15 protein-coding genes, 1 tRNA gene and 1 pseudogene are annotated in these 15,776 nt (G+C 72.5%); 3 read left to right on the top strand and 14 right to left on the bottom strand.

What is annotated here, in order from left to right:
• Window positions 1-2 precede the first annotated feature (2 nt).
• The 8 genes and pseudogenes from H1D33_RS20620 to H1D33_RS20655 all read right to left on the bottom strand — a co-directional run bounded on the left by H1D33_RS20620 (window position 3) and on the right by H1D33_RS20655 (window position 6,929).
• Window positions 3-836, bottom strand: a complete 834-nt coding sequence (locus H1D33_RS20620; protein ID WP_181571586.1) for an inositol monophosphatase family protein — start codon at window positions 834-836, stop codon at window positions 3-5.
• 75 nt (window positions 837-911) lie between these two features.
• Window positions 912-1,502 carry an aminoacyl-tRNA hydrolase gene (gene pth, locus H1D33_RS20625; RefSeq protein WP_181571585.1) on the bottom strand — a complete coding sequence of 197 codons (591 nt, stop codon included), beginning with the start codon at window positions 1,500-1,502 and terminating at the stop codon, window positions 912-914.
• A gap of 100 nt (window positions 1,503-1,602) precedes the next feature.
• A complete protein-coding gene (locus tag H1D33_RS20630) occupies window positions 1,603-2,295 on the bottom strand; it encodes a 50S ribosomal protein L25/general stress protein Ctc (RefSeq protein ID WP_181571584.1) in 693 nt (230 codons plus the stop codon).
• 284 nt (window positions 2,296-2,579) lie between these two features.
• Window positions 2,580-3,560 (bottom strand): ribose-phosphate diphosphokinase, encoded by a 981-nt coding sequence (locus tag H1D33_RS20635; protein WP_181571583.1) that lies wholly within the window; start codon window positions 3,558-3,560, stop codon window positions 2,580-2,582.
• Window positions 3,561-3,616: 56 nt separating this feature from the next.
• Window positions 3,617-5,140: pseudogene (gene glmU / locus H1D33_RS20640) on the bottom strand (bifunctional UDP-N-acetylglucosamine diphosphorylase/glucosamine-1-phosphate N-acetyltransferase GlmU); the annotation flags it as partial.
• A gap of 102 nt (window positions 5,141-5,242) precedes the next feature.
• Window positions 5,243-5,317 (bottom strand) — tRNA-Gln (locus H1D33_RS20645).
• A gap of 15 nt (window positions 5,318-5,332) precedes the next feature.
• The gene (locus H1D33_RS20650; protein ID WP_181571582.1) at window positions 5,333-6,085 is read right to left on the bottom strand and encodes a helix-turn-helix domain-containing protein; all 753 of its coding nucleotides are present in this window, start codon (window positions 6,083-6,085) and stop codon (window positions 5,333-5,335) included.
• Window positions 6,078-6,929, bottom strand: a complete 852-nt coding sequence (locus H1D33_RS20655) for a helix-turn-helix domain-containing protein (protein ID WP_181571581.1) — start codon at window positions 6,927-6,929, stop codon at window positions 6,078-6,080. Before H1D33_RS20655 ends, H1D33_RS20650 begins: the two co-directional genes overlap by 8 nt.
• A gap of 78 nt (window positions 6,930-7,007) precedes the next feature.
• Between H1D33_RS20655 and H1D33_RS20660 the strand changes: the two genes are divergently transcribed.
• Window positions 7,008-7,673 carry a TetR/AcrR family transcriptional regulator gene (locus tag H1D33_RS20660; RefSeq protein WP_181571580.1) on the top strand — a complete coding sequence of 222 codons (666 nt, stop codon included), beginning with the start codon at window positions 7,008-7,010 and terminating at the stop codon, window positions 7,671-7,673.
• Here the strand turns inward: H1D33_RS20660 and H1D33_RS20665 are convergent.
• The 6 genes from H1D33_RS20665 to H1D33_RS20690 all read right to left on the bottom strand — a co-directional run bounded on the left by H1D33_RS20665 (window position 7,663) and on the right by H1D33_RS20690 (window position 13,552).
• Window positions 7,663-8,139 (bottom strand): DUF4383 domain-containing protein, encoded by a 477-nt coding sequence (locus H1D33_RS20665; RefSeq protein WP_181571579.1) that lies wholly within the window; start codon window positions 8,137-8,139, stop codon window positions 7,663-7,665. The two genes, H1D33_RS20660 and H1D33_RS20665, sit on opposite strands and share 11 nt — an antisense overlap.
• Before the next feature lie 115 nt (window positions 8,140-8,254).
• On the bottom strand, window positions 8,255-8,710 hold the full coding sequence (locus H1D33_RS20670) for a DUF4383 domain-containing protein (protein WP_181571578.1): 456 nt from the start codon (window positions 8,708-8,710) through the stop codon (window positions 8,255-8,257).
• Between the two features lie 85 nt (window positions 8,711-8,795).
• The gene (locus tag H1D33_RS20675) at window positions 8,796-10,595 is read right to left on the bottom strand and encodes an ABC-F family ATP-binding cassette domain-containing protein (RefSeq protein WP_181571577.1); all 1,800 of its coding nucleotides are present in this window, start codon (window positions 10,593-10,595) and stop codon (window positions 8,796-8,798) included.
• A 64-nt stretch (window positions 10,596-10,659) separates the two neighbouring features.
• On the bottom strand, window positions 10,660-11,613 hold the full coding sequence (locus tag H1D33_RS20680) for a 4-(cytidine 5'-diphospho)-2-C-methyl-D-erythritol kinase (protein ID WP_181571576.1): 954 nt from the start codon (window positions 11,611-11,613) through the stop codon (window positions 10,660-10,662).
• An 84-nt stretch (window positions 11,614-11,697) separates the two neighbouring features.
• On the bottom strand, window positions 11,698-12,567 hold the full coding sequence (rsmA, locus tag H1D33_RS20685) for a 16S rRNA (adenine(1518)-N(6)/adenine(1519)-N(6))-dimethyltransferase RsmA (protein WP_181571575.1): 870 nt from the start codon (window positions 12,565-12,567) through the stop codon (window positions 11,698-11,700).
• A gap of 79 nt (window positions 12,568-12,646) precedes the next feature.
• Window positions 12,647-13,552: a TatD family hydrolase gene (locus tag H1D33_RS20690; RefSeq protein WP_181571574.1), complete on the bottom strand. Its 906-nt coding sequence runs from the start codon at window positions 13,550-13,552 to the stop codon at window positions 12,647-12,649.
• A gap of 58 nt (window positions 13,553-13,610) precedes the next feature.
• On the opposite strand from H1D33_RS20690, the gene H1D33_RS20695 reads away from it, so the two are divergent.
• Complete coding sequence (locus H1D33_RS20695) at window positions 13,611-14,855, top strand: hypothetical protein (protein WP_181571573.1); 1,245 nt, start codon at window positions 13,611-13,613, stop codon at window positions 14,853-14,855.
• A gap of 60 nt (window positions 14,856-14,915) precedes the next feature.
• Entirely contained in the window at window positions 14,916-15,767 is an 852-nt protein-coding gene (locus H1D33_RS20700) for an alpha/beta fold hydrolase (RefSeq protein WP_181571572.1), read from the top strand.
• The last annotated feature ends 9 nt before the right edge of the window (window positions 15,768-15,776 follow it).

Genomic DNA, 15,776 nt, shown 5'->3' on the forward strand with positions numbered 1-15,776 from the left:
GGTTACCCGGAGTGCCGCTGCAACGCTGCAAGCAACCGACTCGCGAGATCCTTGCGGCAGACCAGCAGATCCGGTAGACGCGGGTCGGCCTCGTTGTATTTCAGCGCAGAACCGTCGATCCGGGAAGCGTGCAGGCCGGTGGCCGTCGCCACAGCCACCGGAGCGGCCGAATCCCACTCGTACTGCCCGCCGGCGTGGATGTACGCGTCGACCTCGCCGGTGACCACGGCGGCGATCTTCGCGCCCGCCGAGCCCATCGGAACCAGATGAGCGCCGACATCCGCCGCCAGATCGGTCAGGAAAACCGGCGGACGGCTACGACTCGCCGCCAACCGGATGGTCCGCGCCCCAGCCGCCGTGGCCGCCTCCACCCGCATCGGCGGGTACGCCGGCGGATAGTCGGTGCCCAGCACCCGGTGCTGCGCCGGCAGACCCACCGCGCCCGCCACCAGGCCGTGCGGCGTCGGCGCGTTGCGCGACCAGAGCGCCACGTGCACCGCCCAGTCCGCGCGCCCCTCCTCGGCGTACTCCCGGGTGCCGTCCAGCGGGTCGACGATCCACACCCGGTCGGCGGTCAGCCGGGGCATCGCCTCGCTGGTCACCTCCGCCGTCCAGGCCAGCCGCGAACCCTCATCCTCCTCCGACAGGACCGCGTCCGCCGGACGCCACCGGGCCAGCTCGGTCCGGATCAGGTCGTGCGAGACCTTGTCCCCGGCCGACCGCAACGCCCCGGCGTCCGCGAAGCCCATCTCCGCGCGCAGGTCCGTCAGCGCCTGCCCGGCCCGCGACGCCAGCCAGCGGGCGAACGCGCCGTCGATCATCGGAGGACTGCCCATCGTGCCACCGCTCCCGTCGCCCGCCTTCGCCCACGCCGAAAGGCGCAGACTACCGGTCGGCCCCGGGCGCGCCGGTCAAGCCCCGTGGTACAGGTTCTGCGTCGGCTCCACACCCTTGGTGACCACCGACTCCACCACGTCCGCCGCGCGGTCGACCAGGAACTCCAGCTCCTTGCGCTCCGCGGCGGAGAAATCCGAGAGTACGAAGTCAGCCGGGTCCTGCCGGCCCGGCGGCCGGCCGACGCCGAACCGCACCCGCGCGTAGTCCTTCGTGCCCAGCGACTTCGACATCGACCGCAGGCCGTTGTGCCCGCCCTCACCGCCGCCGAACTTCACCCGCACCTGGCCGTAGTCGATGTCCAGCTCGTCGTGCACCGCGATCACCCGGGCCGGCGGGATCTTGTGGAACTGGGCCAGCCCCGCCACCGGGCCACCGGAGAGGTTCATGTAGGTCAGCGGCTTCAGCAGCACCAACTTCGGGCCGCCGAACCCCAGCCGCCCCTCGGCGGCCTCGGCCACCGCCCGCCTGTGCCGGCCGAACCTCGCGCCCACCCGAGCGGCCAGCAGGTCGGCCACCATGAACCCGACGTTGTGCCGGTTGTTCGCGTACTCCCGACCGGGGTTGCCCAGGCCGACCACCAGCCACGGCCCCGCCTCGTCCGTCACCTGAGACACCCCTTCCCGCTCGCTCACCCGACGCCCCGCTCCGATACGCCGACAGGCGCCCCCGGACCCGGGGACGCCTGTCGCACAGCCTGCGGGCCGATCAGGCCTCGGTCTTCGTCTCGGCCTCGGCGGTCTCGCCCTCGGCCGGAGCGCCCTCCGGAGACTCGGCGGTCTCCTCGCCGGCCTCGGCCTCGGCCTCCTCGGTGGCCTCCTCGACCTCGGGGAGGGTGGCCTCGAGCTGCTCGGCGGTCGGAGCGGCGGTCACCGAGGCGACAGCGGTCTCCTCGTCGGTGGCCAGCTCGACGCCGGACGGCAGCTCCACGTCGGCGGCGGTGATCGTGGTGCCCGGCTCGGCGCCCTCGATCGACGCCTCCAGGTGGTCCGGCACCTTGGTCGCGTCGGCGGTCACCGACAGCGTGTCGTGGTCGTGCACGATCAGGGTGTCCTTCGCGGCCTCACCGGTCAGCTGGACCGGGACCTCGACGGTGACCTTCTCGCCACGGCGGACCAGCAGCAGGTCCACGTGCTCGAAGCTGTCCCTGATCGGGTCACGCTGGATCGCCTTCGGCAGCGCCAGCACCTGGGTGCCGTCGCTGACCTCGATCGCGAAGAGCTGGTTGGCGCCGCCCTTGCGGATCGCGGCGGCGAACTCCCGCGCCGGAAGCGCGATGTGCTTGGGCTTCTCGCCGTGGCCGTACAGCACGGCGGGCACCTTGCCGGCCCGGCGGGTACGACGGGCACCACCCTTGCCGAACTCGGTACGGGGCTCGGCGCTGATCTTTACCTCGGACACGGGGAAACTCCTGATGCTTCGCTGCGGCGGCTTGTCGTCTGGCGGTGCTGGGCGAGGGGCTCGCTGGGGCTCAAGGTCATGAACGACCGCCCGGAGCACCGCGTCGATGACGGCGCCTCCGTGCGGTGCTATTCAGCAGCCCGCCGGGCACCCTCGCCGTGGCAACCGCACCAGTCTACCCGAGCGATTTCCCCGCTCTCCGGCAGTCCCCGTATCACGGTCCCGACCGGCCCGCAGGGCAACGGTCCGGCCGCCGGACGACGCCGGCGGCCGGGCCCGTCACCTCAGCTCAGGCCACCGAACAGGGTGGTCACCGAGCCGTCGTCGAAGACCTCCCGGATCGCCCGCGCCAGCAGCGGCGCGATCGACAGCACGGTCAGCTTGTCGAGCTGCTTCTCCGGCGGCAGCGGCAACGTGTTGGTCACCACGACCTCGCTGATCGGGCTGTTCTTCAGCCGCTCCGTCGCCGGGTCGGACAGCAGCGCGTGGGTCGACGCCACCACGATCTCCGCCGCCCCCGACTCCTTCAGGATGTCGGCCGCCTTGGAGATCGTGCCACCGGTGTCGATCATGTCGTCCACGATCAGGCACACCCGGCCCTCGACCTCACCGACCACGCGGTTCGCCACCACCTGGTTCGGCTTCATCGGGTCCCGCGTCTTGTGGATGAACGCCAGCGGGCAGCCGCCCAGCCGGTCCGTCCACCGCTCGGCCACCCGCACCCGACCCGAGTCCGGCGCCACCACCGTCATCGGCCGGCCCGCGTACTTGTGCTCGACGTACTCGGCCAGCACGTCCATCGCGAACAGGTGGTCCACCGGCCCGTCGAAGAAGCCCTGGATCTGCGCGGTGTGCAGGTCGACGGTGAGGATCCGGTTCGCGCCCGCGGTCTTCAGCAGGTCGGCCACCAGCCGCGCCGAGATCGGCTCCCGACCGCGGTGCTTCTTGTCCTGCCGCGAGTAGGGGTAGAACGGCAGGACCACGGTGATCCGCTTGGCCGAACCGCGCTTCAGCGCGTCCACCATGATCAGGGTCTCCATGACCCAGGTGTTCACCCCGTGCGTCACGGACTGCACCACGAAGGCGTCCGAACCACGCACCGAGTCCTTGAACCGTACGAAGATCTCACCGTTGGCGAACTCGTAGGCGTCGGCGGGCGTCGGCGCGACGCCGAGCACCTCACCGATCTCCTTGGCCAGCTCCGGAAAACCCCTCCCGGAGAAGAGCATCAGGCTCTTGCGGTTCTCGGCGACGATGCTGCCCATGGGCCCGTCTGCTCCCGTGTGTCGGTGGTGCCCGGCGGAGGTGGGGCCGGGGACTGTTCGGTTGCAGTATCCCCCCGGTTCACCGGTCCACCCATGGCCCGGCCGTCCCCGTGGATTCAGTCACCTTCGCTTGCGGACCCACCCGGCTCCGACGCACCCTCGCCGGCCTGCCGCGCCGCCTCCGCGGCCGCCGTGCCGGCCCGCTTGCGCAGCACCCAGCCCTCCACGTTGCGCTGCTGGCCCCGCGCCACCGCCATCGCGCCCGCCGGCACGTCCCCGACGATCACCGAACCGGCCGCGGTGTACGCGCCGTCGCCCACCCGCACCGGCGCCACGAACATGTTGTCCGCCCCGGTGCGCGCGTGACTGCCGATGGTGGTGTGGTGCTTGCGCACCCCGTCGTAGTTGACGAAGACCGTCGCCGCACCGATGTTGCTGTGGTCGCCGATCGTCGCGTCCCCCACGTACGACAGGTGCGGCACCTTCGAGCCCTCACCGATCGACGCCTTCTTGGTCTCCACGAACGTGCCGACCTTCGCCTTGCGGGCCAGCCGCGACTCCGGCCGCAGGTACGCGTACGGGCCGACGCTGGCCTGCGGGCCGACCTCGGCGCCCACCGCGTGGCTGCGCACCACGCTCGCGCCCTCGCCCACCACGGTGTCGACGAGCGTGGTGTCCGGGCCGACCAGCGCGCCCGCGCCGACCGTGGTCGCGCCCTGCAACTGGGTGTTCTGGTCGAGCACGGCGTCGCGCTCCACGGTCACCGTCACGTCGATCCAGGTGGTGTGCGGGTCGAGGATGCTCACCCCGGTGCGCATCCAGCCCTCGTTGACCCGGTCACGCAGCAGCCGGCGCAGCCCGGCCAGCTCCACCCGGTCGTTGCAGCCGAGCGTCTCCACGTGGTCGGCCGCGACGTGCACCGCGACCGGCTCACCCGCGTCGCGCAGCAGCGCGAAGACGTCGGTCAGGTATTCCTCGCCCTGGTCGTTGTCGGTGGAGAGCTTGCCCAGCGCCTCGCGCAGCCGGGCCACGTCGAACGCGTAGATGCCGGCGTTGATCTCCCGCAGCGCGCGCTGCTGCGGCGTGGCGTCGCGCTCCTCGACGATGTGCTCCAGCCGGCCCTGCACGTCCCGCACGATCCGGCCCAGGCCGGTCGGGTCCGGCACCTCGGCGGCCAGCACGGTCGCCGCCGCAGCGGCCTCCTCGTGCGCCTCGACCAGGGCCACCACCGTCTCCGGCCGCAGCAGCGGCACGTCGCCGTTGATCACCACGACCGTGCCGGTGGCGTCCGGCACCGCGTCCAGCGCCATGCGCACCGCGTGCCCGGTGCCGAGCTGGCGCTCCTGGAGCACCGGCGTGGCGGCCGGGGCGACCTCGGTCAGGTGCGCCCGGACCTGGTCGGCGCCGTGGCCGACCACGACCACCGTGCGGTCCGCGCCCAGCGGCTCGGCGGCGGCCAGGACGTGACCGAGCAGGGTCCGGCCGAGCAGGGGGTGCAGCACCTTGGGCAGGGACGACTTCATCCGCTTGCCCTCACCGGCGGCGAGCACGACAACGGTGCGGAGGTGGGGCTGGGACACGACGTGGCTCCCGTCGGGACGGCGACAGTCTCGCGGTCATGCTAACCAGACCGGCTGGCAGGTTGCCGCGTACCCCAAGAAGGACGCCGATACCCCCGGAAATGGCTCGGCCGCCAGGATTCGAACCTGAAACACAAGAACCAAAATCTTGGGTGTTGCCAGTTACACCACGGCCGAAGGAACGGTGACAGCTTAGCCGGTCTCGCCCACCTCAAGTAGCCTCGGAGTGGGGGCATCGCCACTGAGCAGACCCTTCACCACGCCCGCCATCCACACGTAGAGTTCGCGTGATCGCGGTACGCGCACGACGAGGCAACCTCGGTAGTCCGCGCCGACGTTGATCCGCTTCGTCGTGGGGTTGTGTCTTTTCACGGTGGGGCGCTGGAAGGAAGCGAACTCTACGCCCAACTGACCAGCCCACCAGCGGCCAGCCGCCTCGGCATCCGCACTCTCGTGGATGGCGACCCGGTACCGAAGCTGTCGTCGGCTTCTTCCCGTCGCCTCGACGAAGCGCACGAAAAGCTCCACCAACCGCACATCACTATTGGTGAACGTCAGGTCATAGCGAGGGTTGGCGGGCTTGCTCTTCGTGCCTTCACACCAGTAGAGCACCGCGCCGACGAGCAGCAGCTCTCGCCGTGCGAGCGTGCCGACCCACTCGGCGGCCCGGTGCTGCGCTTCGCGCTCGGCATCCTCGCGCTGCGTCCGGCGCTCCGCCCAGCGCGTTGCGCGCCGGCCAGCCGCCACGCGACGACGCTGCACCGCCACCTCGGCAGAGGTGTCCAGCGGGAGGTGTCCGACCCATCGGTAGGCCGTCGACTTGGCGATGCCGAGCCGGTCGGCAATCTCGTTGACGGTTCGTCCCTCATCGCGCAGTCGACCCGCCGCCTCCTTGAGGCCGGCATCCCGCCCGCCCGTCCTTGACGAAGGGGTCTGATCAGCCATGCCCCATCCCCTCCACGGCATCCCTGATTCCCGCAATCACGCCCTCGATCCGCCAGTAGAGCTGGCGGCTTCGAGGAACGATGACGACCAGGCAGCCCCGGTATTCCTGGCCGACGTTCCGGCGTACTGTCGCCGGGTTGTGCCGCTTGAGCGTCGCTCGCCCGAAACGCTCCGGCGGAAGCCTCAGTCGCTCCGCCCACCATCGCTCGGCCGCCTTGACATCGGCCGACTCGTGGATGAGCAGCCGGTAGTTCGCCGTGTCCCGGTTGACATCGCAGGTGGCCAGGAACGCCAGAAACAGGGCGAGCAGGATAGGGTCGCTGTTGACGAATTCCAGTCGATCCTGCGTTCGCCACGGTTTCGACTTGCCCCCCTCGCACCAGTAGATCGCCGCGCCCAGCACCAGCAGGTCCCGTTCGCTGAGGCCACCCACCACACCGGCGGCCCGGGCTCGCTCGGCGGCCTGCGCCGCGTCCCGCGACTCCCGGTACGCGCCCCACCGGGCGTCCGTCATCGCCTTCGAGTGCGCGCGCCGCCGCTCGGCCGCCACCGGGTCGGGGTCCAGCGGCAGGTGTCGCACCCACTGGTAGGCGGTCGACTTCGCCACGCCGAGCTGCTCCGCGATCTGGTTCACCGACCGGCCGACCGCACGCAGCCGCAGGGCTTCGGCGCGGACGTCGTCCCGGGCCCGGGGCCGGCGGGTCCATTCCGGTGGCGGGACGCCGCGTAGCAACGCGTACACCCGATCCCGGCCGATGCCCAGACGGACCCGGATCTGTGCGACGGAGAGCTGTTCCTCGACGCGCAGCCGGCGCGCCTCGGCGGCAAGGGGATCATCAACCACCGCTTGAAAATAGAACACGCGTACGACAGATCGTGGACCGGTCGGCCCACGCGAGCAGCGCCTGGCAGGATGGGGCGGGTGACCGATGCACCCGGCAGCGACCGCGCTCGCCGGCGGGCCGTCCCGGCAGCCAAGCCCTCCCGGGTCCGGATGTCCGCGACGCAGCGACGCGAGCAGTTGATCTCGATCGCGCGGCAGATCTTCGCCGAGCGCGGGTTCGACGCCACCTCGATCGAGGAGGTGGCGGCGCGGGCCAAGGTCTCCAAGCCGGTGGTCTACGAGCACTTCGGCGGCAAGGAGGGGCTCTACGCGGTGGTGGTGGACCGCGAGGTCCGCTCGCTGCTGGACCGGATCACCACGGCGTTGACCGCCGGTCATCCCCGGGAGCTACTGGAGCAGGCCGCGCTGACGTTGCTGACCTACATCGAGGAGGAGACCAGCGGGTTCCGGGTGCTGGTCCGCGAGTCGCCGTTGATGTCGGCCACCGGCAACTTCAGCAGCGTGCTGAACGACGTCGCGCACCAGGTGGAGCACATCCTCGGCGCCGAGTTCTCCAGCCGGGGCTACGACCCGAAGCTGGCGGAGCTCTACTCGCAGGCGCTGGTGGGCATGGTGGCGTTGACCGGGCGTTGGTGGCTGGAGGTCCGCAAGCCGCGCAAGGAGGCGGTGGCGGCGCACCTGGTGAACCTGGCCTGGAACGGCCTGTCGCACCTGGAGTCGAAGCCGGGCCCGATCAGCGGTTAGGGCCCTCGGCGACCGGATGGTAGCGGCGGCGGCGCTCCTCCTCGGCGTGCTCGGGCGGCCCGACCTTGTCGTAGAGGCCGGTGGCGAGCAGGATCAGCCCGAACAGCATCGACACGATGACGGTGGACATCGAGAAGTTGAGGAAGTTCGCCGAGGTCTGCAGCACGGACATCATCAGGATGCCGGTGACCAGGAAGACCGCGCCGGCGGTGAGGTTCATGTAGTGCCCGAGGTTGTCGCGGCGCGACGCGCCGAGCATCAGGACCGCTCCGAAGATCACCGAGACCAGCGAGAAGGCCAGGTTGGTGCGCAACCCGAGGGCCCAGTTGGCGTCCCGGCCGAACAGCCCGTCGCCCCAGGTCTGGAACACGCCGTAGACGCCGAAGACCAGGATGTAGAGGCCGATGAGCCCGGACAGCACCCGGTAGAGCGGCCGCGCGGGGTGGTTCACCGGGAAGTGCGCCATGGTGCCCTCCAGTCGCCTGACTGATTCGGGGCAATTGTCGCCTGGACCGCCCATTCCCGTCCCGGAAACGCCGACGGCCCGGCGCACCGCGCCGGGCCGTCGGGACGGATCGGGATCAGAGCACCAGGCGGGCCTTCTGCCAGGCCTCGTGCTCGTCGTCGCTGCCGACCTTGCCGTACATGCCGACCACCAGGAGCACCAGCGACAGGGTCAGGACCACGACCACCGTCATGATCGAGAAGTTGAGGACGTTGGCGTCGGTCTGGAGGAACGCCAGCGCGGCCAGGCCGATGACCATCAGGGTGTAGGCCAACCACTGGTTGACCGCCACGTCGAGGTTGCGGCCGATCGCGGTGCCGGCCAGGATCACCGCGCCGATCAGCACCGACAGGAGCGAGAAGCCCATGTTGGTGCCCTGGCCGAGGACCTTCGTCTCGTCCTGGGCGAAGAAGTCGTTGCCGGCGGCGGCGATGACGCCGAGCGCACCGAAGACGACGAAGTAAAGACCAACGAGCCCGCCGATCGCCCGGAAGATCGGCCGCGCGGGGTGGTTGACGGGGGTGTGGGCCATCTCTGCGTCTCCAAGACCGTTCGGATGAGGGTTCCACCGCTGATTGTCCCGTACGGCGGTCAGTGACGCCGCACACCCCCCGCGGTCAGCCGCCCGGCAGCTCCTCGGCCAGCGCCAGCCACGTCTCCTCGGTGCGGTCCCGCTCGGCCCGCACCTCCTTGAGCTGGGCGTCCAGCTCGGCGACCCGGGCGTAGTCGGTGGCGTTGGCGGCGAGCTGCTCGTGCAGGTTCGCCTCCTTCTGCTCCAGCTTGGCGATCTGCCGTTCCAGCCGGTTGAGTTCCTTCTTCGCGGTGCGTGCCTCGGCGGCGGACATGCCGTCGCGGGCCGGGGCGGCCGTGCCCGGGGTGAGGTCGGCGGGCGCCGGGCCGCCGGCCGCGGCGGCGCGCGCCAGGTACTCGTCGATGCCGCCGGGCAGGTGCACCAGGCGGCCGTCGCCGAACATCCCGTACGCGACGTCGGTGACCCGCTCGATCAGGTAGCGGTCGTGGCTGGCCACCACGATGGTGCCGGGCCAGGAGTCGAGCAGGTCCTCCAGCGCGGCGAGGGTGTCGGTGTCCAGGTCGTTGGTGGGCTCGTCGAGCAGGAGCACGTTGGGCTCGCCGGCGAGCAGCCGCAGCATCTGCAGCCGGCGGCGCTCGCCGCCGGAGAGGTCGCTCACCGGGGTCCAGAGCCGCCGGTCGTCGAAGCCGAAGATCTCGGCGAGCTGGGCGGCGCTGATCTCCCGGTCGCCGAACTGCACCCGGCGGGCCACCTCCTCGACGGCCTCCAGGACACGCAGGTGACCGGGAAGCTCGGCGAGTTCCTGGGAGAGGAACGCCGGTCGCACGGTCTGCCCGGCGGCGAAGCGCCCGCCGTCGGCGCGGGTCACGCCGGCGAGCAGCCGCAGCAGGGTGGTCTTGCCGGCGCCGTTGCGCCCGAGCACGGCGACCCGGTCGCCGGGGCCGACCTGCCAGGTGGTGTCGCGCAGGATCTCCTTCGGCCCGGCGTGCAGGGTGACGTGCTCCAGGTCGTACACCTGCTTGCCGAGCCGGGCGGTGGCGAGCCGTTGCAGCGACATGGTGTCGCGCGGCTCCGGCACGTCGGCGATCAGCGCGTTTGCCGCGTCGATGCGGAACTTGGGCTTGGAGGTCCGGGCCGGCGGGCCGCGACGCAGCCAGGCGATCTCCTTGCGGAGCAGGTTCTGCCGGCGGGCCTCGGTGGCCGCGGCGATCCGCTGCCGCTCGACGCGGGCCAGCGTCCAGGCGGCGAAGCCGCCCTCGTAGGCCCGGACGGTCTGGTCGGCGACCTCCCAGGTGGCGGTGCAGACCGCGTCGAGGAACCAGCGGTCGTGGGTGACCACGACGAGCGCGCCCTTGCGGGTGACCAGGTGCCGGGCCAGCCAGTCGACGCCGCCGACGTCGAGGTGGTTGGTCGGCTCGTCGAGGACCAGCAGGTCGGCGTCGCGGACCAGCAGGGCGGCGAGCGCGACCCGGCGGCGTTCCCCGCCGGACATCGTGCCGACCGTGGCGTCGAGGCCGAGGTGGGGCATGCCGAGGCCGTCGAGGATGGCCCGGACGCCGGCGTCGCCGGCCCACTCGTGCTCGGCGCCCATGCTCTCGCCGAGCCAGGCGGTGCCGAGCACCACGTCGCGCACGGTGAGGTCTCCGGCCAGGTCCAGGCGCTGCGGCAGCCAGGACACACGCAGGTCCCGGCGGTGGGTGACCCGGCCGTCGTCGGGTTCCTCGGTGCGGGTGAGCATCCGCAGCAGCGTCGACTTGCCGGCGCCGTTGAGGCCGACCACACCGACCCGGTCGGCGTCCTCGAGACCGAGGGAGACGTCGGTGAGCAGCGGCCCGGCGGCGCCGTACCCCTTGGACACCCGGTCCAGGTTGACGATGTTGGCCACAGGCCCACCTTTCACGACTCAGGCGCCCCGGGGGCCGGGACGCCTGAGTCAAGGGTACGGGGCCTCAGACGATGCGGGCGCCGTGCACCGGCCCGTGCGCGACCCGGGCCTCCCGGCACACGCCGGCGGCGGTCAGCTCCCCGGCGATCCGTTCCGCGTCGGCCGCGTCGGCGGCGAGGAACACGCAGGTGGGCCCGGAGCCGGAGACGATGCCGGCGAGGGCGCCGGCCGCCTCGCCGGCCTTGAGCGTGTCGGCCAGCGACGGGCGCATGGTCAGCGCGGCGTCCTGGAGGTCGTTGCCGAGCGTGGCGGCGAGCACCCGCGGGTCCCGCTGGCGCAGCGCGCCGAGCAGCGCGTCGGTGCTGCCCAGCGGTGCGCCGGCGGCGCCGGTGTCACGCAGCCGGTCCAGCTCGCGGTAGGCGGCCGGGGTGGAGAGGCCGCCGTCGGCGATCGCCACCACCCAGTGCCAGGAGGTGGGGCGGGCCAGCACCGGGCTGACCGCCTCGCCCCGGCCGGTGCCGAGCGCGGTGCCGCCGTGGATCAGGAACGGCACGTCGGAGCCGAGGTCGGCGGCGATGTCGGCCAGTTCGTCGCGGGCCAGGCCGGTGCCCCAGAGCGCGTCACAGGCGACCAGCGCGGCGGCCGCGTCGGCGCTGCCGCCGGCCAGCCCGCCGGCGAGCGGGATCTGCTTGCGCAGGTGCAGCCGGGCGTGCGGGGCGACACCGGCGTAGCCGGCGAGGGCGTGCGCGGCGCGCAGCACCAGGTTGGTGTCGTCGAGGGCCAGCTCGCCGGCGCCCTCGCCCTCCATGGTGAGGGCGAGCGTGTCGCCGCGGCGGGCGGTCAGCTCGTCGTAGATGGAGATCGCGTGGTAGACGGTGTTCAGCTCGTGGTAGCCGTCCCGGCGCAGCGGACCCACCCCGAGGTGCAGGTTGACCTTGGCGGGCACCCGCACCTTGACCGGACCGCTGGCCCCGCGCCGCTGCCCGTCCTCGTCCTCCGGTCGCCAGGCCTCGGTCACCGGCGAAGCTCCCGCGGCCACGGGCGGATGTCGAACGGCTTCTGCACGGTCAGCTCCTCGGCGGGGTCGGGCAACGGCGCCAGCCTACTGGGCGGCGGCGGGGCCGTCCGGGGCCGACGCGGCGATGGCGGCGAACTGCTCGACGGTGAGTGACTCGCCGCGCGCGCCCGGGTCGACGCCGGCGGCGGTGAGCGCGGCGGCGGCGCGGTCCGCACCGCCGGCCCAGCCGGCCAGGGCGGCGCGCAGCGTCTTGCGGCGCTGGGCGAACGCGGCGTCGACCACCGCGAAGACCGCCGGGCGGGGTACGTCCGGGCGGGGCGGCTCGCGGCGGGTGAAGGCGACCAGCCCGGAGTCGACGTTGGGCACCGGCCAGAACACGTTCGGCGGGACCTTGCCGGCGGCCCGGGCGCGGGCGTACCAGGCGAGCTTGACCGAGGGGATGCCGTACACCTTGGAGCCGGGACCGGCGACGAGCCGGTCGGCGACCTCCTTCTGCACCATGACCAGGCCGTGCCGCAGGGTGGGCAGCTCGGCGAGCAGGTGCAGCACCACCGGCACGGCCACGTTGTAGGGCAGGTTCGCCACCAGCGCGGTCGGCGCCGGGTCGGCCAGGTCGGCGGCGGTGACCCGCAGCGCGTCGGCCTGGTGCACGGTGAGCCGGGTGGCGTCCGGGCCGGCGAACCGGTCGGCGGTGGCCGGCAGCGCGGCGGCGAGGGTCGGGTCGAGTTCCACGGCGTGCACGTGCGCGGCGACCGGCAGCAGCGCCAGGGTGAGCGAGCCGAGGCCGGGGCCGACCTCCAGCGCGACGTCGTCCGGGGTGAGGCCGGCGGCGGTGACGATTCGCCGCACCGTGTTCGGGTCGTGCACGAAGTTCTGGCCGAGCTTCTTGGTCGGCGTGACGCCGAGCCGCGCGGCGAGTTCCCGGATCTCCGCCGGGCCGAGGAGTCCGGTCACGCCCCGTAGCGTAAGCGCCCGCCCTTCGGTGAAAGGAGGGGGCCCTTCTTAACGCCTGGCGTTGTGGCGGGGCCCCTTCCTAACGCCACGGGCCGAAGGCGCGCTCACCGTTGGTGGAGATGTGGGCGCAGAGGGTGTCCAGGTCGACGCCGGTGGTCTCGGCGAGGAACCGCACGGTCAGCGGGATCAGGTACGACGCGTTCGGCCGTCCCCGGTGCGGCATCGGCGTCAGGTAGGGCGCGTCGGTCTCCACCAGGATCTGCCCGGGCGGGGTGACGGCGGCGGCCTCGCGCAGCGCGGCGGCGCTGCCGAAGGTGACCGTGCCGGCGAAGCTCAGCAGGAAGCCCCGGCGGACGCACTCACGGGCGAAGTCGGCGTCACCGGAGAAGCAGTGCATCACCACGGTGTCCGGCGCGCCCTCGTCGTCGACGATCCGCAGCACGTCGGCGTGGGCGTCGCGGTCGTGGATGACCAGCGCCTTGCCGTACCGCTTGGCGATGGCGACGTGCGCGCGGAAGCTCTCCTCCTGCGCGGCCCGCCCGTCGGCGCCGGTGCGGAAGAAGTCCATCCCGGTCTCGCCGACGCCGCGTACCCGGTCCTGGCCGGCGAGCGCCTCGATCTCGCGCAGCGCCTCGTCCAGGTCGGCCAGGCGGGGCGCCTCGTTGGGGTGCAGCGCCACGGTGGCCAGCACCGCCGGGTACCGGCCGGCGACGTCGGCGCTCCAGCGGGACGACTCCACGTCCACGCCGACCTGCACGAGCCGGTCCACGCCGACCCCGGTGGCGACGGCGATCGCGGCGGCCACCGGGTCGGCGTCGCCGGGTCCGCCGGGCGGCGTGCCGTACTCCCCGACGGTGATGTCGAGGTGGGTGTGGCTGTCCGGGACGGGCACCGGCAGCGGCTCGGGGACGGGCGGGAACTCGCCGGCCCGGCGGGCGGCGCGCTGCTTGCGGGTCTCGGTCTGCTCGGTCATCGCGGCCAGCATCACACACCCGCCACCGTCCGTTCACACGCCCCACATCTGACCGTCCTAGCGTGCCGGGGTGACCGTCACTGACCAGGCCGGCGGGGCCGCCTCCGAGCGGACCGGGCTACGCGTGACGTACGACGGCCGGGTGCATCCGGCCGAGGAGATCGCCCGGGGCGCGGCGTACGAGTTGTTCAGCGCCGACGAGGCGCCCGGCTTCGAGTGGTGTCCCCGGCCCGGCGCCGCCGGCACGTGGCGGAGGTTCGTGCACGCCACCGAGGTGCAGGCGGTGCTCGGGGCGGCGGAGCCGGCCGAGGAGGGCGACGCGCCGCTGCTGATGCCGGTGCACCGGGAGCACGGCTGGGCGTACGTGCACCGGCTGAGCCAGCGGCCGGCGGCGGCGGGCGACCCGACGCTGGCCGCGGTGCGGGCGTCGGCGGTGATCCGGCCGGGCACCCGGATGGTGAAGGTGCTCTCCGCCCGGCAGCTCGCCGGTTACGTGCGCGGTTGGCTGCCGCACGGCTTCTGCTACCGGGAGCACGACGTGGCGCACCTGCGCACGCCGGCCGGGATGGCGGTGCTGCGGGGCGACCCGGAGGGCGGCGACGTGGCGTACGCGTTGCGCTGGCGGGCCGCCGACCCGGCCGACTACGACGTGCCGGTCGGCCCGGCGCACCGTGGGCTGACCGTCCTGCCGCCCCGGGACCGGCTCGGGCCGCCGGTGCTGGGCACCGGGTTCGTGCCGAGCAGCGCCCAGCTCGTCCCGGAGTTCGTCACCCGCGACTTCGCCGACCTGCCGATGCCGGCGAACGCCACCCTGCTCGCCTATCCGGCGGAGGGGGTGGAGGTGGTGCTCTACACCTACCAGGCGGAGCAGCGGGGCTGGCTGCGGTTGGCCGGCCCGCAGTGGCGGCACCTGCTGGCGGCGGTGCCGGGGCTGGCCGCCGACCAGGAGTACGTGCCGACCGGCGACGCGCCGCGCTCGACCCGGCTGGTCGGCGGCTACGCCGGGGCGGAGTACGAGGCGGTGGCCGACCAGCCGGGCGGTTTCCGGGTGCTGGCGATGACCCGGGCGGCCCGCTATCCGGTGGCGGCGGTGGCCCGCCGGCTGCGGACGGCCGCCTGGCGCGGGGTGCCCTGCCTGGTACTGCGGGAGGAGGCGGGCTGGCTGCGGTTGCGGCTGCGCCGCCCGGATCCGGACGCGGTGGCCCGGACCGGGGCGCAGTGTCACGAACGCGGCGTCTACGAGGTCTGGGCGCCGGGCGCCGAGTTGACCGACGACCGGGTGGTGGACCTGCCCTATCCGGGGGCGAACGAATAGACGGCGGCGGGTCGGGAACGCGTCGGGGGTCCGAGACCCACGCGTAGGGGGAATTCCGACATGCCTTTCGTCACCGTCGGTACGGAGAACTCCGCACCCATCGACCTGTACTACGAGGATCACGGTGCCGGTCAGCCGATCGTGCTGATTCACGGCTTCCCGTTCAACGGGGCCACCTGGGAGAAGATGAGCGGTCCGCTGCTCGCCGCCGGGTACCGGGTGATCACGTACGACCGGCGCGGGTACGGCAGTTCCGCCCAGCCGGCGTCCGGCTACGACTACGACACGTTCGCCGCCGACCTGGACGTGTTGATGACCGAGCTGGACCTGCGCAACGCGATCCTGGTCGGGCACTCGATGGGCACCGGCGAGGTGACCCGCTACCTGGGCGCGTACGGGTCGGACCGGGTGGACCGCGCGGTGCTGATGGCCCCGTTGGCGCCGTTCCTGCTGAAGACCGCCGACAACCCTGAGGGCGTCGAGAAGAGCATGTTCGAGGGCTTCCAGCAGGCGATCATCGCCGACCGGTTCGCCTACCTGACCCAGTTCTGCGACGCGTTCTTCAACGCCAGTGAGAACCGGGGCAAGCTGGTCAGCGACGAGGCGTACCACGCGCACTGGCAGATCGGCGCGCAGGCGTCGGCTAAGGGCACCCACGACTCGGTGGACGCCTGGCAGACCGACTTCCGCGGTGACCTGCCGAACATCGACGTGCCGGTGTTGATCATCCAGGGCGACAAGGACAACGTGCTGCCGTACCCGAAGACAGGTCAGCGGCTGGTGAACATGCTGTCCGACGCCAAGCTGGTGACGTTGAAGGGTGCGCCGCACGGCACGCCGTGGACGCACCCGACCGAGGTCAACAACGCGCTCATGGAGTTCATCGGCAAGCCGAGCATGGCCACCGCCTGACCGTTCGAC

It is taken from the genome of Micromonospora ferruginea, from assembly GCF_013694245.2.
Classification (GTDB): Bacteria; Actinomycetota; Actinomycetes; order Mycobacteriales; family Micromonosporaceae; genus Micromonospora; species Micromonospora robiginosa.

Coding starts and splice junctions, on each gene's coding strand:
- H1D33_RS20620 (WP_181571586.1), bottom strand. CDS start 836: ATGGGCAGTCCTCCGATGATCGACGGCGCGTTCGCCCGCTGGCTGGCG.
- H1D33_RS20635 (WP_181571583.1), bottom strand. CDS start 3,560: ATGGGCAGCATCGTCGCCGAGAACCGCAAGAGCCTGATGCTCTTCTCC.
- H1D33_RS20650 (WP_181571582.1), bottom strand. CDS start 6,085: ATGGCTGATCAGACCCCTTCGTCAAGGACGGGCGGGCGGGATGCCGGC.
- H1D33_RS20665 (WP_181571579.1), bottom strand. CDS start 8,139: ATGGCGCACTTCCCGGTGAACCACCCCGCGCGGCCGCTCTACCGGGTG.
- H1D33_RS20670 (WP_181571578.1), bottom strand. CDS start 8,710: ATGGCCCACACCCCCGTCAACCACCCCGCGCGGCCGATCTTCCGGGCG.
- H1D33_RS20690 (WP_181571574.1), bottom strand. CDS start 13,552: ATGCTGGCCGCGATGACCGAGCAGACCGAGACCCGCAAGCAGCGCGCC.
- H1D33_RS20700 (WP_181571572.1), top strand. CDS start 14,916: ATGCCTTTCGTCACCGTCGGTACGGAGAACTCCGCACCCATCGACCTG.